A 24107-nucleotide genomic window follows, 5' to 3' on the forward strand; every position below is an offset into this window, starting at 1 on the left:
TAGTGGTGCGGGAGCCCTCTAATCGAACGAGCATTTAGAGGGCTTTTAATAAGGAATAGTCTTACATAATTCTTTACTGTGAAGAATATAAAATGGAAAACAAAATTAAATGGAGATGATTGAAATGCCGATAGAAGTGGGGATTTGGAATGTGACTGGTTCGAATATTAACCGGCTTAACTTTTCACGTATAGAATCCGAGACAAAACTGGAAACAATTTTGCAAAGAGATTTTTCAATTATTGATGAAAATGTTCTGATCCTTGGAAGGCAGATTGCTACTAGTCATGGTAAATATATCGATATTTTAGGCGTTACAGCAGATGGAGAACTTGCCATATATGAATTGAAGAAACATCAAACACCTCGTGAAGTAGTGGCGCAAGCTATTGATTATGCTAGCTGGGCACAGTCTCTATCATATGATGCGGTAATCGACCTGTACGGGGAAAAGAACGGGAATTCATTGGAGGAAGCATTTGAAACAAAATTTGGCTATCCACTCCCAGAAGAACTTAATAACTCCCATCAAATGATTATTATTTGTGCCGAGCTTGATCCGGCAACAGAGAGAATCATTCAATATTTGTCGTCTAATTATGACGTACCGATTAATGCGGTGTACTTTAGATTTTTTAAAGAGAATGACAATGAGTATCTTACTAGAACATGGCTGATTGATCCATCAATTACAGAGGAAAAGATGATATCAACACAAAACGATAAGAAAAAGGAAACATGGAACAAGCGTGACTTTGTCGTTAATTTCGAAGATGGAATTCACCGTAGCTGGAATGATGCAAGAAGATACGGATATATATCCGCAGGTAATGGAAAGTGGTTCAGTCAGACGCTACATAATCTGTTTGTAGGGGCACGTGTATTTTGTATGATACCTGGAAAGGGATATGTTGGGGTCGGAATCGTTACCCACAAGGCGGTCCCTCTTAAGGATGCATTCATCGAATCACAGAATGACAATAAAAGACTGATAGATTGCAAACTTACCGATAATAATTTCAAACATGACCTAGATGACTTGGAAAAATGTGGATACGTTGTAAAGGTTGAGTGGCTCAAAAAAAATCCTATAGAGCAAGCGTATTGGACTAAAGGATTGAGGGCGAATCAAAACTCAGCATACAAACTTACAAGTCAGTTTACGATTGATAAGTTGGAAGAGTTTTTTGGTGTTTGAAATTTAAGAATAGGAACTAAAGAACAAGTACATACGAAAATACGCTATACTGGTAAACAAAAAATAGGACTGTACAACATACTATTCTTACTACTCGCTAGACTAGTTGTGGATAGAGAAGCCCTTTGATTTTCATCGAGCAAATAAAGGGTAGGGGAGAACTTTAATGAATAGGAAAAAAGGTATCCAGTTGAATATGCTGTATGGTATTTCATTCGCAATGCTTCTCAGTGTTGGCGGTTGTGCAAATCCGGGAAAGACTGGAGAAGAGAAGGAAAGTTGGAAACCGTAGCGGTTTCGGCGAAAGAAGATATACAGAAAGAAGAGACAAAACAGGAAGTTCACCAGCCGGTCCATGTAAAACAGACAGAGACTTCGCTAAATGTTTCGGAGCTGGAAAATCAAGCTTTCTTCACGGACAATGTTTTTTATGACGGAAAAGAAGTACGACTGTTCGTTTTGCCTGCGGATAAAGAAAATATACAAGTAATGGCGGCTGGTGAAGGGTCCGCTTTCGGAAAACCTGGAGATCGGCGCTATGAAGGAGAGCTGCTGTTTTACCTAGCGGATGCAGCAGGTGAAGAAGCGTATTTGCAAGACACGGATTCGGCTTCCTATTCGCTGAATTTATCGAATGAGCCTTTCACTGTGCGAAAAGTCGGTAGCCAGTCTATTCTCCAGATTGCTGAAATCGTTCAATCAAATGGCAGAGAGCTGACCTTATTTGTGCTCGATCAAGGGCTTCTGCACGCTGTCTCGGTAGATGGTGAGCGTGTGTTTTACGCCAGTACAGAGAAAGTGAAAGTAGTGGAAGACCTGTATCTCCAGACATATCTGTATTTCAACGGCGAACCGCTCGGCTGGCAGTTTCAGACGTACGAGTGGCATCCTGATGAGAAAAAGCTTTCCTTGATCAATGAAAGGGAGCTGTTCATTGAGGATGAATGGAAGGAAGATAGTGATTGGTATGGCGAGGGATTTGCAGACGAAATGTTTGATACGTTTAAAGGTCTAATTGACAAATGGCATGAAATTGACAGTTATGTCGACCCATTCCCATACCGCATATTTCCTGATGATTTGGAAGATCGGTTGAAAAACGGATATATTCTGGACGAGCAGTTGAAAGTAGGGCTGTCAATGACGGCTTACAAGGCTAAATATCCTTTGCATCTTGGTGAATACGAGGCAGAAGGCGGATCGTATTTTTCCTACCCGGACGGGCAAAATGTTTTCTATGACGACTATAACGGTAACGTCTACGGTATTGAGTTGAGAGGTTCCTACTATAAGGATACAACTTCTAGACTGAAGCAGTTATTAGGAGAGCCTGTCAGTGATACTGCAGATTATCCAATGAGCGATGAGGATAAAGAAGCAATAGCTGGCACGAATTATGATACTGGGGATATTTTGGATTATGAAATAGACGGGTATCATGTGAAGGTGGAATATGAAGGCGAAGAGGTTATCAGTATTTATTTGCATGGAGGAGGGTGAATGTTTCGGATGTGTATTAGCTCCTTACGAGGGTCAGACGCAATTAAGTAAAAAGAACTATCATGTTATGAACTTGTCTGTTTTCCATTTCAATTCAACTTTATCTCATCCATTAATTTTTTCATCCGCTGATCCGGATAAGTTCAGTTTTTAGAAAATTGCCTGCCCTTTATCACTTCCGATGTAACCGACAATACAGGTATATGTTGAATAGTGTCTGGATAATTTGGGAGACTAAAGATCAAGTACATGATCTGCCACATAAATCTGCATACTGAGAGAGAAACAAAATTAGCAACCATCAAATGCTGATTATCAGGTATGTCCCGGTCGCTATCCTCCTTTTAAAAAACTTAACCTAAATCCAGTGAAACCAAAGGTCATTCAATTCGTAATTGATGTAATAGTTCATTTATTCAATTGACTTTTCGAGGAATACAAGTGTACTATTTATTTAATACAGTAAAGGGGGAATTTACCAGTGAAAAAGCAAGCTTTACTTGGAGTAATGGCTTCAGCGCTTCTCATGTCCTATCCATTAGGAGCTCAAGCCAACGATTCGGTTCGTACCATTGATCCGGAAACTGTACGTATTGCCGAAAATGTAAAAGCGGAGGTGTCCGTAACCACCGCTGAGTTTATCCAATCAGCTTTGGATGAACTGACATATCAGCACGGATCGAAGGAGATGAGAGAGGAAATTGCCAAGCGTTGGACTGGAAATACTATCAGGGCCGGGTCTGAAAAAGAAATTACCAAAGGTGAAATTTCTAAAATACTAATTCGGGCTTTAGGCATCGAGGAAAAGGAAAAGACGGCCTCCGATTACTTGGAATCCGCAAAGATTCATAGACTTATTAAAGTCTACAGCCAAATAAATGAAACCGTCACAGCAGAAGAAATGGAAGTTATCCTCAAGAATGCAAAACAGTACAAAGGTATCGATGACAAAGGGGTAAGTGAAATTTCGGTCGAAGATTTCATGAAAAACCCTGGAGATTTCGGTTATGAAATGTCACCGGATGGAGAGTATATTTCTTACAGTTCCGAATGGGAAGGCCGAATGAATGTCTTTGTTAAAAAGATGCACGGTGAGGACGAGCCTATTCGCGTAACAAGCTCAAAAGATCGGGACGTTGCTGCATCGTTTTGGAAAGATGACAATATTTTATATGTAAAAGATAATGGCGGCGATGAAAATTATCATATTTATTCATCCGACTTTAACGGACAGAAAGAACGTGACTTAACTCCATATCCCGGTGTCCGTGTAGAAATGATCAGTAATTTGACAGGTGTCAAAGATGAAATCCTTATCGGTATGAATAAAGAAAATCCGACGGTCTTTGATGTGTACCGGCTAAATATTAAAACTGGTGATCTGGAGCATGTAGCGAAAAATCCGGGCAACATTGCCGGTTGGCTTGCAGACCATGACGGCAAGATCCGAATCGCGCTCGAATCAGACGGGGTTGATAGTACGGTACTGTATCGTGAAACGGAGAAGGATGAATTTAAACCACTTGTCCAGACGGAAAAAGGGGATATGATTTCACCGATTGCTTTTTCGAAAGATAACCAATCGATTTATGCATTGTCCAATAAGGATCGTGATAAAACTGAATTGGTCGTTCTTGACTTGAAGGCAAACGAAAAAGTCATCCATTTCAACCCGCAGGTCGATATTTTAGGAGCGGTGTATGATCCAGGGAAAGACGCCATTTTGGCAAGCGTCTATATGACAGATAAAATTCACTACGAGTTCTTTGATAAGGAATTGGAAAATACCTTCAATGATTTAAAAGAGAAACTGAACGTCGACGAAAGTCAGTTATCGATCGAAGATTACAATAAAGAAATGAGCAAGTTTATTGTAGCTGTGTCGGGTGATAAAGAATATGGAACCTATTATTACTACGACGCAGAAACGAAAGAACTGACAAAATTGACGGAGCTGGCACCATGGATCGATCGGGATTCGCTGGCGGATATGCATCCGATTTCGTATAAGAGCCGGGATGGCCTAACGATTCATGGTTATTTAACGTTGCCGAAGAATAAGAAAGCGGAGCAATTGCCATTAATCGTCAATCCACATGGCGGCCCTTGGGCACGTGATATGTGGGGCTATAATCCGGAAGTACAACTGCTTGCCAATCGTGGATATGCAGTTCTCCAAGTAAACTTCCGGTCTTCCACGGGATACGGAAAGGAATTCATGGATGCAGGCAATAAACAATGGGGATTAAAAATCCAGGATGACATAACAGACGGTGTTCAATGGGCTATCGATCAAGGCATTGCGGATCCTGACCGAATTGGTATTTACGGAGCATCGTTCGGAGGCTATGCTACACTGGCGGGCATTACGTTCACTCCTGATTTATACGCAGCAGCCGTGGACTATGTCGGAGTCTCCAATTTATTTACACTGCTCGATACGATCCCACCGTACTGGGAAACGATGAGAAATAATCTTTACAACCGAGTTGGCCACCCTGAAGAAGATAAAAAATTACTGGAAGCCGTCTCTCCTGTATTCCACGCCGATAAAATCAAAACGCCTCTGTTTGTTGCCCAAGGTGCAAACGACCCTCGGGTTAACAAGGCAGAATCCGATCAAATCGTGGAGGCTTTGAAGAAAAGAGGCATCGATGTCGAATACATGTTAAAGGACAATGAAGGACACGGATTCCAGAATGAAGAAAACCGTATTGAATTTTATCATGCGATGATTGAGTTTTTGGATAAGCATTTGAAGTGATATTGCGTACTTGCGCGAGACGCAATAATAAAGAAGAGTGCCCTCTAACCGAGTAATTGGTTAGAGGGCACTCTGTTTGCAAAGAAGCAATAGCCGGCACGAATTATGATATGGGGGATATTTCGATTATGAAATAGGCGGGTATCATGTGAAGGTGGAATATGAAGACGGAGAGCTTATTGGTATTTATTTGCATTGATTACTCGGCTTTACTTGCGTTTGATTAGTACGAAAGCCCGTCAAAGCAACTATCCGTTTTATCCTCCCACAACCGGGTAGTAAATAAATAGAATGAAAAACTGAGGAGGCATTGGAATGAGCAGAGAGCAAAATGAGTACTTTGAAGACCGAGCGGGAACGAAAGATGCGCGCTATCATGTCGTGCCGCATGACAATGAATGGGCAGTGAAACGCGAAGGGGAAGATGAGCCGATCTGCACGACGGATTCTCAAGACGAGGCAATCGATGAAGCGAAACAACTGGCGGAAGAAGATGGAACGATGGTTTATATTCATAACGACCGTGGTCGGATTGAAGAGCAACTGGATTTTAAATAGGCTATCATACAGTGAAGAAGGGTAAATCAAATACTCTAACACTTAGGCGTAATGAGGTGTAAAGAACAGTCAACTATCTTTTGGGATGATTGGCTGTTTCATTTTTCTCTCAATTAAATGTTTGACTATTCAATCAACTCGTGCTAACTTAATATACATAAAATAATAAATTGGCAAAGGAGCCTGTTTCAATAGCGAGTAGTCAGCTATTGAATAGGCTTCTTTTGTCTTTTTAGAGGAGGAATGGCAATATGAAGAACAAAATCACATTCAAAGCTTTGTTAAGTGTGATGGTTATTTGCTTGTTTTTTTCTATTCCTGTAAGTGCAGCTGACATTGGAAAATCAGCCTCGACTTCACAAGTACGTGATGACCAGAGTATTCAAGTGTTGGATAAGGGGAAATGGGCGCCTGACACGTATAGAGCTGTCCAAAACCTGATTGATAAGCACGGTGTCGGAAGTCCAAGTTACAATCCTAAACGAAAACCTTATGCTGTTTTTGATTGGGACCATACTAGTATTATGAGCGATACACAGGAGGCCCTTTTTCTTTATCAAATCGATCACTTGGCATTCAAACTAAAACCGGAAGAGTTTTATGAAATGATTAAAATGAATGTGCCGGACGGGCCCTTTTCAGACGAACTTCAAAACCTTCAAGGAGATGCGATCACTCTCGAGGAGATCACAGAGGATCTAAATCGCAATTATGAATATCTTTATTCCAACTATGAAGGGATGAATGGGAAAGAGTCGCTAGAAACACTTCGTTCAACTGATCAGTTTAAAGATTTCAAAGCAAAAATGTATTTTCTTTATGAAGCCATTGGGGAAACATACGGAATTGAAATCGGATATCCATGGGTACTTTATTTATTTGTCAACATGTCGACAGAAGAGATTCAGCAGCTTGCAGAGGCTTCAAATGATTATAGTCTAGGAGCAGGAATGGGATCGGTGACACTTAGAAGTCCTGAGTCCATGTCAGGAAAAACGGGTATTGTTGAGATCACCTATTCGACAGGACTGCGTCTGAGTTCCGAAATATCAAATCTTATGCATACATTTATTGAAAATGGGATTGACGTTTATGTTATTTCAGCTTCGATGGAAGATGTGGTCGAGGTATTTGCAACCAATCCAAAGTATGGATACAATCTTCCGAAAGAAAATGTGTTTGGGATGAGATTAAAAAAGAAGGATGGGATTATTCAAGCAAAATATGAAGACAATTGGCCGATTACTGCTCGAGAAGGCAAGGTAAAAATAATTGAACAATTCATCTCCAAAGAGCGGGGTGGTTACGGCCCAATATTTGCAGCGGGGGATACCCACACAGATTATGAAATGCTGACAGCTAAGGATGTGAAACTCGGTTTAATCATTAACCGTGTCAAAGCAGGCGATATTGGCAAACTTTCGAAAATAGCTGTAGAACGTATGGGAAAAAATAACCCAAAATTTATTCTTCAAGGAAGAAACGAGAATACAGGCTTATGGATACCGACTGAATCCACGATCAAGCTCGGGTCAAATGAAGAAAAATTGTTGGCGGATTAGGTACTGCACCACACAATGCTGATAATTGAGTGATGAACAAAAGAAAGAGCCCTTTAACCGAGCGTCTGGTTGGGGGCTTCTGTCTGCTTTTTACATCCTTTCTTTAGACAACAAATAAAGCCCTCTATTCTGTTGATGTAGAAAATGTATGCATTTGAATCAATTGGTAATATGAATAATGAACAGTTGTTTTTAAAAAGCAGATTCAATAAAAGTCGATCTGGCATCAGATTGGTTCAATTTGAACTTTTACATAACCCACCCTTTCACATAGATCATCACAGCGTTTTAATTCTTTCATAATGGGAATCCTACAAATGAAAGAAGATAAGCAAAGGAGCTGGGAAAATATGTTCGATTATACGGTTGAAACGACAAAAGGAAAAGATGAAGCGATCCGCGCTTTGGAAAATAGCTTGTCGGAAGAGAAGTTTGGTGTCCTTTGGAATTTTGATTTGACCAAAAAACTCAAAGAAAAGGGTGCTGATTTTGAAACTCCGTTTACTGTTCTTGAAGTTTGTAATCCCCATGAAGCTAAACGAGTACTGACCGAAAACCTTCTGGTCGGCTATGTGTTGCCTTGCAAAATTGTTGTATATGTCCATCAAGGAACAACGAAAATCGGATTGCCACGTCCTACCGCACTATTGAGTATTGTTAAAGACGAGAATATCTTAGGAATTGCAAAAGATATCGAGACTCGTCTAATCGCTGCGATTGATCGGGCGAAGTAACTTGAAAAAGCATGTCTAAATAGCCATAGGATCTTATGCACCAATCAAATCAGGAACAACTCTGAATGCATACACTGTCATCAAGATTAAATTCTACAGGAAAAAGAAAGCCCTTTAACGGATAAAACAGTCAGGGGGCATTTCCGTTTGCTTTGAATAGGTTACTAGGAGAATTCTATTATCGTTAGAAGATGGTCTATATTCATAACGGCCACGGAGGGATTGTGGGGCAGCTAGATTTTAAATAGGTCCCCACACATTCAAACAGAGTTCTGTCTGTTTCGGGTACTGCTGACCGAAAAAACCGCGCAACACAAAGATGTATCTTCATACAAAGTCGCATATTGTTAGCATGTCCGCTCAACTGCATACAGCGTCCGCGAAAAGCCAGGGAGTGCCGATCGTTCTCCTCCCTGTAGCTGCTAGATTCTATTCGATCTTCCTTTTCATAGAAGCAACAGTAAATCTGTATACCCGATCATACCTATAAAAAAGGCAGGGAAGCTGCTCTCGTTCTTCTGGAAGTTCTTCTTTCATGACGTTCAGCACAATGCGGCCCGCTAAAAAGGCAGATAAAATAGAGAGAACCATATCATTTACCTCTGTAAAGACACCGACCAGCCATCCAACTGTAATCGAAACGGCGAGCAACCAACGTCCATACCAATCATAGTCCTCTTTATGCGTGGCACACAGACCATTGTCATTCGTAACAAAGTGAACACCCATCGCTATGAAATAAAATATCATGCCCCATTCTGTCTGATACTCTCCCCGTAGAAGCAAGTATCCTATGGTCGCGTTATAAAGAGCAAATGAGCCTATATGAAGCCAAAAAACACCAGCTGTCGCTTTATGTTCTCCATCCTTTTTATTGTGCCGTTTAGAGGATTTCGCCAGCTGTTCCAAACCATAAAAGAGAGCGAGTCCCAGCATGGCTATTATATAGACGTGATTCTCTAAATAGCCGAGGCTGCGTAGCTTCCCATCGAAATCCCTTTGGTACTCACCTAATTCCGGTAGCAAGTGCAAAAACACATAGGCAACAGCTATTCAGCCTGCAACTGATAGAAACCGGCTCCGAGGCTCCACCTTTAAAAACTTCATCACTTTTAAACTTAAATGAATGATGACAAAACCGATGACAAACACAAAACTTAGGCAAACTCCCATGAAATCCTCCTAATCTATCTTATTCCTATTCTTTTTCCACTAGGCTTGCTACAAAACGTGATATATAGTGACTGTTACCTTCTTAAAGTAGGTATCAAGTCTAGGCATTATAATCGAATAGTATGACTTCAGGGGAAGCCTGGCTTATTTAAGACGGGAGGGTCGGTTACGCGGGCGCAATCTACAGTTTTTCTTACTCTGATGCTATTCTGATAACTGAATAATGTACGGAGAAAGGGCCTCCTGATCGAGAAATCTCGGTCGAGAGGCCCTTTCTGTTATTCTCTCTCCAACTTACGATAACACTTTAATTTGCTTGTCGCGCAAGGTTTCTTAACGGAACACATTTTCAGTAGTCAGGTTAAGATGCACCGTGTCCTCGTCGAAATACTGTACCCCCAAGTAATACTTGCCCACTCGGTATACATCCATATGATTGCCGTAGCTCAACACTTCTTTGCCGAATTGTTTTCTGAAATAGGGTCTTAACGACTTTCTATTTCCATGAAGATCGGAGGTTCGGAAAACTCCCCGCACTTTGGCGTTTGATTTTATTGCTTTGCTGTAATCGTTATTGTAGTAGAAGCCGTAGTTTCCAAGCGCAGTATAATAGAAAATATAATGCTCGGCCATTTCCTGGCGGGCATACGGGTCCTGTACGGCAGATTTTAAGTTAGAAAATGACATGCCAAGCGCTCCCGGCACCCATTTCAGCTGCCCCTTCTTGGCCAATGAAGCAAAGGTGCTGTCGAAATAGGCGATTTCTTTAGCGGAGCCTTTTACATACAACTGATAAAATTTCGACTTGAAAGAGCCTGAATGTTTGCTGGCAGTAGACCCATCGTAATAAGGACTGTACTCCTCTATGCCAATCTCTATAATGCTTGAGGATACAAATCTGGCATGCATGCCCGCACCATCGCCACCGAATGCTTTGTTCATAAATATCTTTCCGTTGCGGTTTACACCGATTACTTCAACTGTTTCCGTTCCCCCTGCGCCCGTCTTGTAATAGAGATAGGTATCATTGGTTTTGGTAACCGTGAAACTAATCTCACTGCTGCTCCACCCGCCGACGCCTTGCCAGATTGCACGGCCATCTTTTTTAATGACCGGCTCTTTATTCGACGTGATATCGATCACTAAAGAGTTGCTGAGTTTGATCGGAAACTTTGATTTTTCAGAGGACGGTGAATATGTCTTATACACTTTCTCGTTAGTTTTGGCACTAGCCTTGTTTTCTGTTAGAAACAATAGAGATGTAATGGCGAGGAAACACACTGCCAATACTTTAACGACTTTTTTCATGGGATTCTCCTTCGTAAAATAAATTTAAAATCTAACTTGAAACTACTTGCATTTTAATGATCTTGCTGATTAAATGCTCTGCTACTTAAAATCAAATCAACTGAGTAACCACCTCTTTTCTCCTGATTCAATTATACTATTTCAGGTTGTCTTTTTAATAGAGAATTAGATAATTTTTGTTAAGTGATGTAAGGTTTGAAACTTTCTTTTATCCAGCTATTATTTTTCAACGGCAGCAAGGTTTCTAAGATCAATTTAAATGTGGTACCGTTCAATATTGTAAATTAAGAAAAAAGAGAAGGAGTCTACTAACGGAGAGGGCCTATAGAAAACGATGGAGAATCTTTCGATTTAACAAATGGTGGAGCGAAATCTTTTTCGAGAGAACGAAGAACACAGATAAGGAAGCTAAAGCAGATCGTAAACCAGCAAGCAAACCAACTGGGGAATCAGCAACAGAGCAAGCAGTTCAACCCGTTCAACTACTAAAAGTAGACTTGGATACAGTGCCGGTAACGGGTGCCAGTAATACAGTGAAAGTACACGCGATTAAATCAGTAGATTGACTTAATATTAATTAGAGGCGTATACAACCGGTGGCATAGAACAACTTGGGTACTTTGTTCATCCATCGTCCTCATTTTATTCTGAACAAAAGAAGTACATGAACTCATTAAATTCACGTGATGTTGAACTCATCGATCATTCGATTTCATCAATGGAAAAATTAGCGCCGAATAAGTATAAAGTTACCGTGAATGAGCAGTACTCAATCTATGAACCGGAGAAATGGTATAGTGAATCTTCCCAAACAAGTCATTATACAGTTGATTTGTTAGATGGTTCTTTCTATATTAAGGAGTTCTCGTTTAAATGAATTTCGTATCAATCTCATTTGGGAAGTTCTGTTTATGGTTACCTGAACTTCTCAAAATAGTGTCAGACTTGTATAATTTACAGCGTGATTTATAAAATTAAACTCTATGATTTTACTGTATACTACCTAATGCGTTGTTGGTAAAATATGATTAGCTAGTAATCATATTTTACTAGACAAGAGGAGGGAGTATATGAAGAAGATTGTATCGATTTTCAGCTGGACCACGTTGTTGCTGTTGGCCTCGTTCATTTTTGTCGGAACAAACCAAGCATCAGCGAAGGAGTTCAAAGATGTGCCCAAAAGCCATCCGAATTATGAGGCGATCCAGGCAATGCAAAAGGCTGGGTATATTGGCGGTTACCCTGATGGGACATTCCGTCCGAATGAAAAAATTAGCCGGAAGCATGTAGCGCAGTTGCTTGAAAAGGCAGTGAAGCTGCCGGGACTGTCATCCAGTAAGGTGATTTATACGGATGTGCCGAAAAGTCATCCATATTACACGCCGATCATGAAACTGTCGCAAGCGGGAATTGTAGGTGGATCAAATGGAAAGTTTAATCCGAATTCTACCATTACTCGCATCCAAATGGCGAAAGTGTTGGACTTGGCATTCGACTTGCATATGGGACCTTACCAACGACCGTTTGAAGACGTTAATAGCAATCACTGGGGGTATCCACATGCAAGCGCAATGTATTCGAGCGGTGTATCAAAAGGGGATAACGGAAAGTTCTACCCGAGCCGACCTGTCACGCGGGCGCATTACGCGGAATTTTTACAGCGCGCAATCAATGTCACTAAATCACGTCCGAATACGACTGCTGTGACGAAAGGAAAGGCAGTGGACCTTTCATACCGCCTGCCGCATATTATTGAAGGGATTATTTTAGAAGGAAAATATAAGAAGAAATCATTCAATACTATTCGTCCGCAATTACTTCAGTATGTGACGAAGGAGTTTGCGGATACGAAATTGAAGAACTATTATCCGCATGCATGTACAGAATGCGATAGTTTCTATTTTCCATACTATTTAGATACGAGCATAAGATTCAGCTTCAATCAGCCGAACAGTTATGCGGTCAATGTGAAAACGGTTGAGTTTTCAGATGGCTTGTCTGGCGGCGGGTTTGTAGATTACAAATTCATAAAAGAATCGGGCACTTGGAAAATGGCGAATTATACGTATGAAATGGTAGGGAAACGGCATCTGCAGCTTACGGTTAACGAAGCGCAAACGATTCTAAAACAGGATTATCAAGACTATGGTCACCGCAATGTTACCGTAAGCTATGTATCGACTGTACGAGACACGGCTCATGATTATAAAGCTGATCAAAAATATTCGTACGATAAGTATGTATTTAGAGTCGAAACAAACAAAGGCCGTTTTAAGGTAAGCTTCCAATCTAATGATGGAATGCATTATGAAGACTAAGAACTGGTCTTGATACAAATCAGAGAGTTGATTAAGGGAAAAGAAGGAAGTTTTTAACCGGTTGAACTGCTTCCTAATTGTTAGTGATTGTTTAACAATTGGGGTGGCAGTTCATTTTGCATTAGCGGACTTATTTGTATTGATACATTATATGATCGTGGAAATGTTAGATGAAATAGAAGCAGTGAAATTTAAAGAAATCATTTTTATCTCACCTTTCCATTTTCCGTAACCTGTATACACACCAAGACAAACGACCCTCTCAATTTAGCCGTCATTGCTAAAATGCATAATTCGCATGAGTTACTTACTAGGCACGAGAAAGAGAAAGAATATAGTTAATTCTTAATACACTTTGCCTGTTTGAATATTTTACATACAATAGGGTGGGGATAAATATGACTGTAAAGTTGGAAATCCAATTATTGAAAGTACACGCCAAAATGCACGAATTGTCCTTATGTTTTAGTTAAGATCTCTAAGCGTCACACGGAATTATAACCTGTCCTGACAACCGAGCGGAAAAAAAGGAAGGAGTGTTGGAAATGTGGAGCTTGTTTAGAAAATTTTTGTTGCCGCGTGAGCACGATGAATTTTCGGAGTTGATGAAGCGGGCAACTGATTTGGGGATGAAGGACTCAAAATGGAATAATTTTAAAAGTGATTCCCTTTTATTTAGTTCAAGCAGTCGACATGACGATTTCTCTGATGAGATGGATGAATTGGAACGTCAGCAATTTGAGAGTTTAGAGCTTCAACAAAACCATATAGATATGCATGACCCTTACATCAACCCAGGTGTCAGTATAGTGGTCGATGAATCCTATCATGGAATCGATCATGGAAGTGCTGATTCGGATTTTACACATCATAGTGGACATGATGGTTTTTAAGAAAGGATACTACAGTTGGAGGAAGAGTAAAAATGGTTCTTATTTTCATATTTTCTTACCTTGCAAAAAAAGAGGCTAGTACTTCACTTATTAGTTCGGCGGTTACTAGTATGATCGTTTTTAATGCAATCTTAAGTCTATATTTCCTATTGTTGCATCCTAAAATCACCAAAGGAAAGCTAAATGGGGGAATGGCCTCCTTCTTATCATTTATATCCATAGGTTTGGGACAGGCTTATAATCGACAGCTTGTTAAAAGTATTTTGTTTCTTGCCTTGTATCTCGTTCTGTTTGTCAGAATAACGAAACAAGGGGATGATTTCTCGGGCTGGGCTGTTTTCTTTGTCCTGTTCGTTTTACCGATTCTCTCTATGTTTGAGGCCAATTACAGTTCAGGAAAAATGAATCAACGACTTGCAAAAAAACAGCAAAAAAAGCAGCTGGAACAACGTGCAGGACTTCTTACTACATACCATGAAAATAACCACCAGTTTGCGGTCGATACGAACATTCTCATGCATGATGCAGATTTGTTGATCCATTTATTGGGTACTAAGCAAATCAAACTCATCATCAGTAGTCAAGTTTTTAAAGAATTAGATGGGTTGAAGAACAACAAAGAAAAATTGACTAGAATGCGTGCGCAATTGGCGTTTGATGTAATTGAAGCGTATCAGCGCAAAGGATTGCTGAAGCTAATTCAAGTGCCTGCATATGATAAGCTGCAAAAATTGGCCTTGTCAACGTCTGCTGATGAGAGAATCATCGCAACCTATTTATATGAATTCAAAAACGGTGCAAACAATCTGCTGTTTTTGTCAAATGACAAAGGTGCCCGCATTATTGCTCGTAACGCCGGCATGCCGGTTGCGGAGGTATAGAAGAAAGTATCGTGGCATTCTTAGAGAACAGCAAGTGTATCCGCACACTCGTTTGGATCAATCAAATCCATTGGCTAATACGTTCTATTTCTTATAATCCATCTTTAATATATTTTATCAACTAATATCCGCAATACTCGGGTGAATTAACCCAGGAGATTGCGGGCTTTTTTGTCTTTTCACTATTTTACAAGAAAATACATAAACTTGATAAGATAAAATCTAGACTACGAGAATATTATTCAAGAGGCCGGAAAGGGGAATGGGGCAAATGAAAAAGCTGGTCATTATTATTGCGGGGGTGATCGTGCTACTTCTCCTGCCAGTTAGGATGTGGATGGCGAAGGAGGATACCGCTATGCAAGTGACTGTGCTCGATAAGACAGTTCCGAAGGGAGTCTTTCAAATTTCAAAAACATCGAGGGTTCTGAAAAATAACTTCTATGTAATGGACTTCATGGCCTTCGTATTTATTAAAGGGTGCCTAAACGAAAAACGGCTGACCATCCCTCGGGCTGGTTGGCCGTTTTCTACTTCATTAATCCCTACCGTACAATAAACCGCATATTTACGTTTTCAGTCAGTAACTTTCCTTCTTTAGCCGGGACCCCTTGTAGAACGGTCAAGTAGTAGGCTTTCAGTTCCCATCGACTTTGCGGAGAAATTATTAACTGGTGGATATGAAGCTTCAAGATACTACGATCGGATGGCGTTTTGTCAATTCAAAAATGGAAGAGCTCCATGGTGTTGATAGCATGCCGCAAACTGCGGAAAATGTAGCTAACGATTAAAGTATCTCCAGAGAGAGACAGGATGCATTTGCATACCAATCTCAAATGAAGACAAAAGCAGCACAAGAGTATGGTGTATTCAAAGACGAGTTTATCCCTGTTACTTATAAGACGCGTAAAGGAGAAGAGGTCACTGTTGTTACTGGCGAACACCCACGCCTTGGGACGACATTGAATGTGCTAGAAAGGCTGCGTCCCTTATTTCCTGACGAATCGATCGATTACAGCGGGAAATGCTTCAGGTGTCAACGATGGTGCAGCACCCGTTTTATTAATGAACGAAGAGAAGGCAAATGAACTGGGTCTGGCGATGTGCAATCGGTGTCGGACAAGGTATATCTAATCTGGTAGAGAGGGATTAACGGAATTCTTGGAGACGAAGTAAAAGTACTGACTGAACGAATTAGTATTCATTAATTATGAGTTGTATTTGAAAGTATTCACTTTCCGTAACGATGTCGTCAGCTAAATGGTAAGAGCCGAAGTGCATCAGGGTGAGTCTCTTTTCTTTTAGTTTCAAAAGAACTTGGGCACGTCCATCGATTCGGATGGTCAGCTTACATGAACCACTCCGGCCCGTATGCCGCGACCTCTTCAAGTCCTCGAAAATAGCTGGTGTAGTCGACAAAATAGATGGAATGCTCCTGATTATCGTTGACATTTCTATAACCGTGTCTCTTGAACAAACGACTCAATCCAACGAGGACAAAAGATGTCGGATCTCCTTTCAGCCGTCTGGTTGTTGGGAAAATTAGGGGAGGCATCACAAACACGTCAGTATGAATAAGTCTAAAACCGCTCGAAAATTAACCTTATACATATATTGTTATTGATAATACAAAAATCTATAATTAATCCATTGATAAAATATTCCGTTATTTCAGAAAACCCGGAATGCTCTTGGAGGTGAAAAAAGTTTTACTATATACTTTTCGATTATGAAAAGATATTTATTAATCACACAAATCTTAAGGGGGATTTAAAATGCAAAAACAAATTACTAAAAAAAATGAACGTGTTGAAGAAGTCTTCGAATTATTTATCAAACATATCCAATCATTTTTAAGTGAAGCAAATCTAAATCATGAAGAATATACAAATTTTGTGAATTGGGCAGATCGGCTTGGACGCACAGGTGAACTGCCACTTTTCGCAGACGTTTTCTTAGAAACCCATGTGTTAAGAGCAATGTATACAGAAAAGCCTGGCACGCAGCCCTCTTTATTAGGACCATATTTTATTGAAGGATCTCCTTTAATAGAGTCTGTTGCTGGACAGCCATTAGTGTTAACACAACGTGAAAATGAACCAGGCGAAGTTTTGTATTTTAAAGGCAACGTTAGTAACGTTGATGGTAAGCCGCTTAAAAACGTTCGTGTAGAGATGTGGCAAAATGATGCCTCACGTAAATACTCAGCTTTTGATTCTGATGCACCTAGATATAACTTTAGAGGTCACTTCTTCACTGATGAAAACGGTGATTTTGTTATAAAAAGTATTGTGCCGCTTCCTTATTCTATTCCTACAGAAGGACCGACAGGAGAGTTTTTAGATTATACTGATCAGCATCCAATGAGACCAGCCCATCTTCATTTCATGTTTGAAGCAAATGGTCATGAGACGTTAATTACCCAAGTGTTCTTTGAAGGTGATGAATACCTTGAGACAGATGTAGCAGATGGCGTTCGTCTTGATTTGATGACTACGCTTGAAGATAAAGGTGATCATAAAGAATCGAAATTAAACTTTGTTATGCGTAAAAAATAAACAACATAACATAATAGTAGGCTGTGTTAAAGTCTTGGTCATAATTAGAAGAGAACGGTATCCGACGATGTAATCCGTTGGGTGTCGTTCTTTTTACGTTTAAACCATTGAAGGGATATTTACAGTGTGAAATAGTTGTGTTTGTTGCTTTAAGAGTTGCAGCATTTTAATACTAAAACGATAGTAGAAAAGGGTTTTTTAAGCCTAATAGTATATTGAATATAAAGATTGGATGGCTGTATGATAAGAGTGTAGGTTGAATATTTAGAATCTTTGATTTAGAGATAATTGGTTGGGAACTATATTAGACTAAAAGTATTTATGGTTCGGGCAGATATTTTAATTTAGTGATACAAAATACAACAGGAGGGATACGGATGCAATTAACAGTAGTTAGCAGCAAAGATTCAACAAATCATATTAATGAAAGCATATTCCATTCGCCTGATAAACAGTTTTTTGATTTTTGTTCAGTAAATTATCGTATTAACCGTGGCATTTTTAACGTTATTGACAGCTGGTTTTATGATTATGGATGGATTGATATAATAACCCGGCGTAAAGTAATTGTTCAATACTTAACATTTCTGTGCGAGAATGAGTTTTACAATGAAAAGAAATTGTTTTTACAGTTTGGTAAAGGAGGAGTAAAAGGAAGTCTAATTCTTTTCATTGATTACCGATGCTGAATCAGGAGTGATCTTATTGAGTATTCAAGCTAGTGAACTAACTCTCGACCATCTAATCCAAGTCACAGAACAATCAGGCGAAGGATTCCAGAATTTGAATATGACTTTATTAAGTACGGATGCATTTGGAGTGTTAAGAAAAGACTTAATTACAGCACTTGGAGTTGGAAGAGCGAAAAGATTTTTGCTTAGGTATGCATTTCAATCGGGTGCGCATGAAGCCAGAATTCTAAAAGACGCAATCATTTGGACGGATGATATAGAATGGCTGATAGCTGGATCTAAACTGCATCATTTGACGGGAAGAGTTTTTTCTTATACCGAGAGATTCCATGTAGATATGGAGAAAGGTATTTTTGATGTATCGGGTTATTGGCTAGATTCGTATGAAGCAAAGCAACATTTAAGATATTTCCCTGTTCATTCAGAATGTATCTGCCACTTCTTGGTTGGTTATGCAAGCGGATACACGAGTGAGTGTTTGGGTAAACAAGTCATCTTTAAAGAGATAAAGTGTAAGGGAAAGGGAGATGAATATTGCAGCTATGTAGGTAAGACAGTCGAACAATGGGGTAAAGAGATTTCAGAAGAATCACTATATTATGAGTATGAGGAATTATCTGATGAAAGAGATCAGATGTTTAGAAAGGTTGAACAGCAAAATGAAAAACTTGAGATTGGCTATTCCTTAAGTCGGAACCTTACTAAAGCGATGTTAGAGGGAGAAGGCTTTCCTGCATTTTCACAACTATTAGGTGAATGTTTGAATTGCTCAGTTTTGATAGAAAATAGGAATTATGAAACGATTGCTGAATTTGGAAAAAAACCTGGAATGAAGACACTTATGAGTGTTAGTAATTTTCTGGGTGAAGAAATGATAAATTCAGGCGGAAATGAAATAATTGAAACAACCTTAAAAGGTAAAACTTTCACGCTGCTTACCGTGCCTATAACTATTAAGGATCAAATCAATGGATTTATTACGATAGATATCAATCAAAGAAGTAATGATTTCATAAAAGATCTACTAGAACGTGTTGCTACAATAGCCGCTTTACATATGCAGAATGAACAAGTGGCTATTGAGACAGAACAAAGGCTTGAAGGCGAGTTGCTAGAAAAATTACTTAATGAAAAGAAAATGGATTGGGAATGGATCAGTAATAGATTTTCTTACCTCGGCTACAATTTATCTGAACCTCATTATATTGTTCATATAGATATTGCTGGAAAAGATAAGAAAAAAGGAGATCTCAAGGAGTATGAATACTTAAAAGTCAGAAATCAAATTACAAACTTTCTTCAAAAACAAAAAGAGTATGTATCAAATATTTTATTGCTAACAAAGTTGAATACTGTCCAAGTTGTTATTTCCAAAAAACTAATTGAAGATGAGCAAACTACTATAAAAGACTTTGTGGAGCTTCTGCTGAAAAATATTAAAGGAGATAAAGAACAAATTTGTATGGGGATCAGTAATGAAACACATAAACTGTCGGACTTTAATAAACGAGCGGAAGAGGCAAGAAAATCAGTAGAATTAGCTAAATTCAAATCAACAAGATCGGCAGTTATCTTAACAAGTGATTTAGGACATTTAACATTATTTTTAAATGCACGAGAGCCAGAAGAATTGGAGTTATTTGCTGAAGAAAATTTAGAACCCATATTGAATTATGACAAGAAAAAAAACTCGGAGCTTTTGCTGACGCTCTTTTATTATTCTCAAAATGAATTTAACTTGCATAAAACAGCTCGTGAAATGTCAATTTCAATTAGTGGAATGAGGTACAGAATACAGCAAATTGAAGATTTATTGGATATCGATCTATCTAATTCAAACTGTCGATTTGAAATTCAAATCTCGTTACAAATATTCTTGGTGCTAGGAAAGATTAGGATATACAGTACAGAGCATTAATCTTTTAAAATTCGAGGAGGTATTAAAAATGATTGAACCGAGAGAATTCAGAAACACGGTTGGACACTTTGCAACTGGGATAACAGTAATTACAACAATTAATGGGAAAGAAAAGATTGGATTAACTGCTAATGCTTTTTCTTCATTATCATTAGATCCGCCGCTGATTTTAGTTTGTATAGATAAAAGATCGGGCAGTTTGAAAGCGCTTAAAAGAGATCATCCTTTCGCAGTTAATTTACTGAAAAAAAGCCAGGAGACAGAATGTTGGAGATATGCTAAAAGTTCAGGCGATAAATTTGAAGGGGCAGCTTATAAACTGTCCGAAGACGGAGTGCCTATTCTCGAGGATAACTTAGCAACAATAGAATGTGTAGTAGCAGATATTATTGAAGGCGGTGATCATTATATTGTGACGGGTCTAGTGAAAAATGCTTCTTATGATGACCAAGGAGAGCCGCTAATTTTCTTCCGTGGGAAAATTGAGCAACTTGAACTAGCTAAAACGGTTGAATTATAAAAATGTTGTCCACTCAAATAACACAATGAAGTGAGGAGGAATTTGGAATGCTTACAAATGAAGATAATCAGTTACTGACACAGACAGATGCAGGCACACCGATGGGTGAGTTATTTCGGAGATATTGGATTCCGGCTCTGCAGACTCATGAATTGGAAAGCGATGGGAAGCCACAGCGTGTGAAGTTGCTGGGCGAAGACCTGGTCGCCTTCCGGGATACAGAGGGGAAAGTCGGGCTAATCGATGAACGCTGCCCGCACCGCGGAACCTCCCTTTACTACGGAATCAATGATGGCTGCGGCCTGCGTTGTATGTATCATGGGTGGAAGTTCAATACAGATGGGGAGTGTACGGAAATACCATCAGAACCGACGGATGGGAAATTCAGAGAATCCATTAAGATAAAGAGTTATCCGACAAAAGAAGTAAGCGGTATCATTTGGACATATATGGGGCCGGAAGGGTCAGAACCTGACTTCCCGGAATTCTATTGGGTGGGACTGCCGGATGAGAATAAATTGGTTGAACGAGTTTGGCAGGAATGTAACTATGCACAAGCGATGGAAAATGACCTGGACTACGTACATGCGGCATTCCTCCATAAAGCACATGGCAATCAGGAAACAGAAGAAGGAATCCTAAGCAGTGACTTGGGTATTGATCCCAATCATCCATTGGTGAAAAATCCGCCGGTCAAACAATCTGTACAGGACACGAATTATGGCAAGCGCTGTGTAGCTGTTGGGATTGGCACGGAAGAAGAAAATGCCTTTATGGAGATCCATTATATTTTCCCATTCTACACATATCCACCTCGCTTTGGAGGGGAGGATGGGATGTGGCATGCATTTATTCCGCGGGATGACCACAGCACTTGGACATGGGACGTGCAGTTTGCCCATAACCGTGCAATTGATGTCCAGGCACAACATGACCGACGCGGCCTGAAGCTGGATGAAAACCTTAAAAAGCAGGTCAATAAGGAGAACGAATATAATCAGGACCGGAGTTTGCAAAAAACTGGGAACTTCACAGGGATCCGGGGGATCGCCAACCAGGACCACGCCGCGACCGAAGCGATGGGTACGATTGTAGATCGAACGAATGAACGTCTGGGCACGAGTGATTTACCTGTTATTCATATGCGCCGTATCCTGCTGAAGGAAGTAAAAGAATTCCAAAAAGGAAAAGAACCCTTAAAACTGGAAAATCAGTCATTGAAGAACCTGTATAGTGAAGGCTTGTATGATGACAATAAAAAAAGGTGGCAAGATGCCTTTCCTTTGAAAGAGGAATTTGAAAAAGACATGGATAAAGTAAAAAGTTAATTATCCGGAAGAACTATCATGATTTTGGTCTATTAAAAAGAATCTAGAACAAACTTCCAAGTGAACATTCATGTTTTTAATACATCAAGATGGAGTGGATAAAAGATGGCGAAATATACAATTGTAGATCAAGAAACTTGTATTGCTTGTGGTGCGTGCGGGGCGACGGCACCAGACATATATGATCACGACGATGATGGAGTTTCCTTTGTACTACTTGATCAAAATAAAGGTATTGTAGAAGTGCCTGAAGAGTTACATGATGATTTAGAAGATGCTCATGAGGGTTGTCCTAGTGGTTCTATTGAAGTTTCTGATGAACCGTTCAATAAAGAAGCTCTAGAGGATGAAAAAGATTATTCAAAAGTTTAATCCGTCAAAAACATGTAAGTAATTTATTGTCTTTGTATGAAAAAGACTAGAATCGGAGTGACCAAGATGTCTCAAAAAAAAGAAGTTTACGATATTATAATTATTGGTGGAGGTCCGGTAGGGTTATTTACAGCATTTTATGCCGGACTTCGCAATGCATCGGTAAAAATTCTGGAAAGTCTGCCTCAACTGGGCGGACAGCTTTCCGCTTTATATCCGGAGAAATACATTTATGATGTTGCAGGATTTCCAAAAGTTACAGGTCAAGAGTTAGTAGATAGTCTATTAGAACAAATGAAGCAATTTAACCCAGTCATTGCATTAAGTGAATCGGTGAGCGAAGTAGAGAAACAATCGGATGGGGTTTTCAAGTTAACTACAAATAAGGATAGTCACTTCGCTAAAACAATTATTATCACTGCGGGAAATGGTGCTTTTAATCCGAAAAAGATCGAATTAAAATCAGCTGAGAAATATGAAAATGAAAACTTACATTACTTTATAGATGATCTTAATAAATTTAGTGGGAAAAGAGTGCAGATCTTTGGCGGTGGTGACTCCGCAGTTGACTGGGCGCTTATGCTTGAGCCGATTGCCAAGGAAGTCACACTTGCGCACAGAAGAGATAAGTTTAGGGCTCATGAAAAAAGTGTGGAAAAATTACACAGTTCCAGTGTGAATGTAATGACTCCTTATGTACCAAAGGAATTTAAAGGTGAAGGCAAAATAGAACATGTTATTCTTGAACAAGTTAAAGGTGAGGATATAAAGGTAATTGAAGTCGATGATGTCATTGTTAATTATGGGTTTATTTCTTCATTGGGGGCAATTAAAAACTGGGGTCTGGAAATCGAAAAAAATAGCATTGTTGTGAATTCTAAAATGGAGACAAATATTGAAGGGATTTACGCAGCAGGTGATATTTGTACGTATGAAGGCAAAGTTAAGCTCATCGCTAGTGGATTTGGAGAGGCGCCGACCGCAGTGAGCAATGCAAAGGTTTATATTGATCCAAGTGCGAAAGTTCAGCCTCTTCACAGTACGAGTGTTATGGGTGAAGAGAATAAAAAGAGTTCAGTCGTTGCGGGAATTTAACAAGAGTGGACGAAGAGATTAATGAGACGGAAAAATATCCTGTCTTGATTAATCTTTTTTCTTGAGAAGTTTAATTAAGATTTTGTTATCTTTTGTTTTTGCTTATTTTAATTAAGTATCTCGAAGAATGGAAAGGAAAGTGATTAGAATGGAATTAAAAATAGAACATATAGCCATCGTTACAAAAGATATGGACACATCTATCAAGTTTTACTCTGAGTTGATAGGATATAAGGTCCGTCTTCGCGGGAATACAAAAGACAAAGAATTAGCATTTTTGTATTTGGAGCAACAGCCGGGGATTGAAATTGAGTTAATTAAAGATTTGGGATTGCAGAAAGAATATAACAAAAATGGAATAGTGAATCATTTAGCTTTCACCGTTGACGATATCGATCATGCTATTAAGGAGTTTAAGGAGAAAAATGTTATATTTCAAACGGATGCACCAAATACAACACTTGAAGGGGGACGCATGATACTCTTTGAAGGGCCGTATGGGGAACTGCTACAGTTGGTCGAAAGAGTAAAGTGATTAGAGATACAGTGTCAAATCAGTTTAATATTCCAGAATAATTAGTATCAATAGTTTGATTTGAAAGAAAATTCAGACCTAATAGTGTAATGTTTTTGAGTATTTAATAAGATAGTATTGTTCTTACAGATATATAGCAGATATCCCTTTATAAATGACAGCGCTATCATTACGTGGGATTAAGGAATATTCCTATAATA

At 39.4% G+C, this 24107-nt stretch carries 23 protein-coding genes and 1 pseudogene; 22 read left to right on the top strand and 2 right to left on the bottom strand.

What is annotated here, in order from left to right; all coding sequences use genetic code 11:
* Positions 1–109 precede the first annotated feature (109 nt).
* The 7 genes from MKX97_RS02985 to MKX97_RS03015 all read left to right on the top strand — a co-directional run bounded on the left by MKX97_RS02985 (position 110) and on the right by MKX97_RS03015 (position 8316).
* The gene (locus MKX97_RS02985) at positions 110–1198 is read left to right on the top strand and encodes a DUF91 domain-containing protein (RefSeq protein WP_342536914.1); all 1089 of its coding nucleotides are present in this window, start codon (positions 110–112) and stop codon (positions 1196–1198) included.
* A 166-nt stretch (positions 1199–1364) separates the two neighbouring features.
* A complete protein-coding gene (locus MKX97_RS02990; RefSeq protein WP_342536915.1) occupies positions 1365–1490 on the top strand; it encodes a hypothetical protein in 126 nt (41 codons plus the stop codon).
* Complete coding sequence (locus MKX97_RS02995; protein WP_342536916.1) at positions 1478–2698, top strand: hypothetical protein; 1221 nt, start codon at positions 1478–1480, stop codon at positions 2696–2698. Before MKX97_RS02990 ends, MKX97_RS02995 begins: the two co-directional genes overlap by 13 nt.
* Positions 2699–3179: 481 nt before the next feature.
* On the top strand, positions 3180–5462 hold the full coding sequence (locus MKX97_RS03000) for a S9 family peptidase (RefSeq protein WP_342536917.1): 2283 nt from the start codon (positions 3180–3182) through the stop codon (positions 5460–5462).
* Between the two features lie 315 nt (positions 5463–5777).
* Complete coding sequence (locus MKX97_RS03005) at positions 5778–6020, top strand: DUF2188 domain-containing protein (protein WP_340758242.1); 243 nt, start codon at positions 5778–5780, stop codon at positions 6018–6020.
* Between the two features lie 251 nt (positions 6021–6271).
* Positions 6272–7582, top strand: a complete 1311-nt coding sequence (locus tag MKX97_RS03010) for a haloacid dehalogenase-like hydrolase (protein WP_342536919.1) — start codon at positions 6272–6274, stop codon at positions 7580–7582.
* A 350-nt stretch (positions 7583–7932) separates the two neighbouring features.
* The gene (locus MKX97_RS03015; protein ID WP_078817072.1) at positions 7933–8316 is read left to right on the top strand and encodes a DUF302 domain-containing protein; all 384 of its coding nucleotides are present in this window, start codon (positions 7933–7935) and stop codon (positions 8314–8316) included.
* Positions 8317–8745: 429 nt separating this feature from the next.
* On the opposite strand, the gene MKX97_RS03020 is transcribed toward MKX97_RS03015, so the two are convergent.
* Both MKX97_RS03020 and MKX97_RS03025 read right to left on the bottom strand, forming a co-directional pair.
* A complete protein-coding gene (locus MKX97_RS03020; RefSeq protein ID WP_342536920.1) occupies positions 8746–9342 on the bottom strand; it encodes a hypothetical protein in 597 nt (198 codons plus the stop codon).
* A 480-nt stretch (positions 9343–9822) separates the two neighbouring features.
* A complete protein-coding gene (locus tag MKX97_RS03025; protein ID WP_342536921.1) occupies positions 9823–10797 on the bottom strand; it encodes a hypothetical protein in 975 nt (324 codons plus the stop codon).
* A gap of 664 nt (positions 10798–11461) precedes the next feature.
* Between MKX97_RS03025 and MKX97_RS03030 the strand changes: the two genes are divergently transcribed.
* The 15 genes and pseudogenes from MKX97_RS03030 to MKX97_RS03100 all read left to right on the top strand — a co-directional run bounded on the left by MKX97_RS03030 (position 11462) and on the right by MKX97_RS03100 (position 23907).
* Positions 11462–11674: a hypothetical protein gene (locus MKX97_RS03030; protein WP_078817074.1), complete on the top strand. Its 213-nt coding sequence runs from the start codon at positions 11462–11464 to the stop codon at positions 11672–11674.
* Between the two features lie 193 nt (positions 11675–11867).
* Positions 11868–13115 carry an S-layer homology domain-containing protein gene (locus MKX97_RS03035; RefSeq protein WP_340758247.1) on the top strand — a complete coding sequence of 416 codons (1248 nt, stop codon included), beginning with the start codon at positions 11868–11870 and terminating at the stop codon, positions 13113–13115.
* Between the two features lie 545 nt (positions 13116–13660).
* On the top strand, positions 13661–14008 hold the full coding sequence (locus MKX97_RS03040; RefSeq protein ID WP_342536922.1) for a hypothetical protein: 348 nt from the start codon (positions 13661–13663) through the stop codon (positions 14006–14008).
* Between the two features lie 110 nt (positions 14009–14118).
* Positions 14119–14889 (top strand): PIN domain-containing protein, encoded by a 771-nt coding sequence (locus tag MKX97_RS03045; RefSeq protein ID WP_340758250.1) that lies wholly within the window; start codon positions 14119–14121, stop codon positions 14887–14889.
* 271 nt (positions 14890–15160) lie between these two features.
* On the top strand, positions 15161–15448 hold the full coding sequence (locus MKX97_RS03050; RefSeq protein ID WP_340758251.1) for a hypothetical protein: 288 nt from the start codon (positions 15161–15163) through the stop codon (positions 15446–15448).
* A gap of 277 nt (positions 15449–15725) precedes the next feature.
* Positions 15726–15815 (top strand): annotated as a pseudogene (locus tag MKX97_RS03055) (acetyl-CoA acetyltransferase); the annotation flags it as partial.
* A gap of 85 nt (positions 15816–15900) precedes the next feature.
* The gene (locus MKX97_RS03060) at positions 15901–16023 is read left to right on the top strand and encodes a hypothetical protein (protein WP_342537474.1); all 123 of its coding nucleotides are present in this window, start codon (positions 15901–15903) and stop codon (positions 16021–16023) included.
* A 641-nt stretch (positions 16024–16664) separates the two neighbouring features.
* Positions 16665–17447 (top strand): dioxygenase, encoded by a 783-nt coding sequence (locus tag MKX97_RS03065; protein ID WP_078817079.1) that lies wholly within the window; start codon positions 16665–16667, stop codon positions 17445–17447.
* Between the two features lie 377 nt (positions 17448–17824).
* Complete coding sequence (locus MKX97_RS03070) at positions 17825–18136, top strand: hypothetical protein (RefSeq protein WP_078817080.1); 312 nt, start codon at positions 17825–17827, stop codon at positions 18134–18136.
* A 16-nt stretch (positions 18137–18152) separates the two neighbouring features.
* A complete protein-coding gene (locus MKX97_RS03075; RefSeq protein WP_342536925.1) occupies positions 18153–20057 on the top strand; it encodes a XylR N-terminal domain-containing protein in 1905 nt (634 codons plus the stop codon).
* A 28-nt stretch (positions 20058–20085) separates the two neighbouring features.
* Positions 20086–20577, top strand: coding sequence for a flavin reductase family protein (locus MKX97_RS03080; RefSeq protein ID WP_245799454.1), 492 nt, complete (start codon positions 20086–20088; stop codon positions 20575–20577).
* A gap of 47 nt (positions 20578–20624) precedes the next feature.
* On the top strand, positions 20625–21905 hold the full coding sequence (locus tag MKX97_RS03085; protein WP_342536927.1) for a Rieske 2Fe-2S domain-containing protein: 1281 nt from the start codon (positions 20625–20627) through the stop codon (positions 21903–21905).
* A 105-nt stretch (positions 21906–22010) separates the two neighbouring features.
* A complete protein-coding gene (locus MKX97_RS03090) occupies positions 22011–22277 on the top strand; it encodes a ferredoxin (RefSeq protein WP_078818865.1) in 267 nt (88 codons plus the stop codon).
* Positions 22278–22343: 66 nt separating this feature from the next.
* Positions 22344–23372: an NAD(P)/FAD-dependent oxidoreductase gene (locus tag MKX97_RS03095; RefSeq protein ID WP_342536928.1), complete on the top strand. Its 1029-nt coding sequence runs from the start codon at positions 22344–22346 to the stop codon at positions 23370–23372.
* 148 nt (positions 23373–23520) lie between these two features.
* Positions 23521–23907, top strand: a complete 387-nt coding sequence (locus MKX97_RS03100; protein WP_078818867.1) for a VOC family protein — start codon at positions 23521–23523, stop codon at positions 23905–23907.
* Positions 23908–24107: the final 200 nt, after the last annotated feature.

This window comes from Sporosarcina sp. FSL K6-3508, from assembly GCF_038615825.1.
GTDB classification, from domain to species: domain Bacteria; phylum Bacillota; class Bacilli; order Bacillales_A; family Planococcaceae; genus Sporosarcina; species Sporosarcina newyorkensis.

What these genes read in the sequence shown, in the direction of transcription:
- MKX97_RS02985 (WP_342536914.1), top strand. Translation starts at nt 110, where the DNA reads ATGGAGATGATTGAAATGCCGATAGAAGTGGGGATTTGGAATGTGACT.
- MKX97_RS02990 (WP_342536915.1), top strand. Translation starts at nt 1,365, where the DNA reads ATGAATAGGAAAAAAGGTATCCAGTTGAATATGCTGTATGGTATTTCA.
- MKX97_RS03005 (WP_340758242.1), top strand. Translation starts at nt 5,778, where the DNA reads ATGAGCAGAGAGCAAAATGAGTACTTTGAAGACCGAGCGGGAACGAAA.
- MKX97_RS03010 (WP_342536919.1), top strand. Translation starts at nt 6,272, where the DNA reads ATGAAGAACAAAATCACATTCAAAGCTTTGTTAAGTGTGATGGTTATT.
- MKX97_RS03015 (WP_078817072.1), top strand. Translation starts at nt 7,933, where the DNA reads ATGTTCGATTATACGGTTGAAACGACAAAAGGAAAAGATGAAGCGATC.
- MKX97_RS03025 (WP_342536921.1), bottom strand. Translation starts at nt 10,797, where the DNA reads ATGAAAAAAGTCGTTAAAGTATTGGCAGTGTGTTTCCTCGCCATTACA.
- MKX97_RS03030 (WP_078817074.1), top strand. Translation starts at nt 11,462, where the DNA reads ATGAACTCATTAAATTCACGTGATGTTGAACTCATCGATCATTCGATT.
- MKX97_RS03035 (WP_340758247.1), top strand. Translation starts at nt 11,868, where the DNA reads ATGAAGAAGATTGTATCGATTTTCAGCTGGACCACGTTGTTGCTGTTG.
- MKX97_RS03040 (WP_342536922.1), top strand. Translation starts at nt 13,661, where the DNA reads ATGTGGAGCTTGTTTAGAAAATTTTTGTTGCCGCGTGAGCACGATGAA.
- MKX97_RS03045 (WP_340758250.1), top strand. Translation starts at nt 14,119, where the DNA reads ATGATCGTTTTTAATGCAATCTTAAGTCTATATTTCCTATTGTTGCAT.
- MKX97_RS03050 (WP_340758251.1), top strand. Translation starts at nt 15,161, where the DNA reads ATGAAAAAGCTGGTCATTATTATTGCGGGGGTGATCGTGCTACTTCTC.
- MKX97_RS03065 (WP_078817079.1), top strand. Translation starts at nt 16,665, where the DNA reads ATGCAAAAACAAATTACTAAAAAAAATGAACGTGTTGAAGAAGTCTTC.
- MKX97_RS03070 (WP_078817080.1), top strand. Translation starts at nt 17,825, where the DNA reads ATGCAATTAACAGTAGTTAGCAGCAAAGATTCAACAAATCATATTAAT.
- MKX97_RS03080 (WP_245799454.1), top strand. Translation starts at nt 20,086, where the DNA reads ATGATTGAACCGAGAGAATTCAGAAACACGGTTGGACACTTTGCAACT.
- MKX97_RS03085 (WP_342536927.1), top strand. Translation starts at nt 20,625, where the DNA reads ATGCTTACAAATGAAGATAATCAGTTACTGACACAGACAGATGCAGGC.
- MKX97_RS03090 (WP_078818865.1), top strand. Translation starts at nt 22,011, where the DNA reads ATGGCGAAATATACAATTGTAGATCAAGAAACTTGTATTGCTTGTGGT.
- MKX97_RS03095 (WP_342536928.1), top strand. Translation starts at nt 22,344, where the DNA reads ATGTCTCAAAAAAAAGAAGTTTACGATATTATAATTATTGGTGGAGGT.
- MKX97_RS03100 (WP_078818867.1), top strand. Translation starts at nt 23,521, where the DNA reads ATGGAATTAAAAATAGAACATATAGCCATCGTTACAAAAGATATGGAC.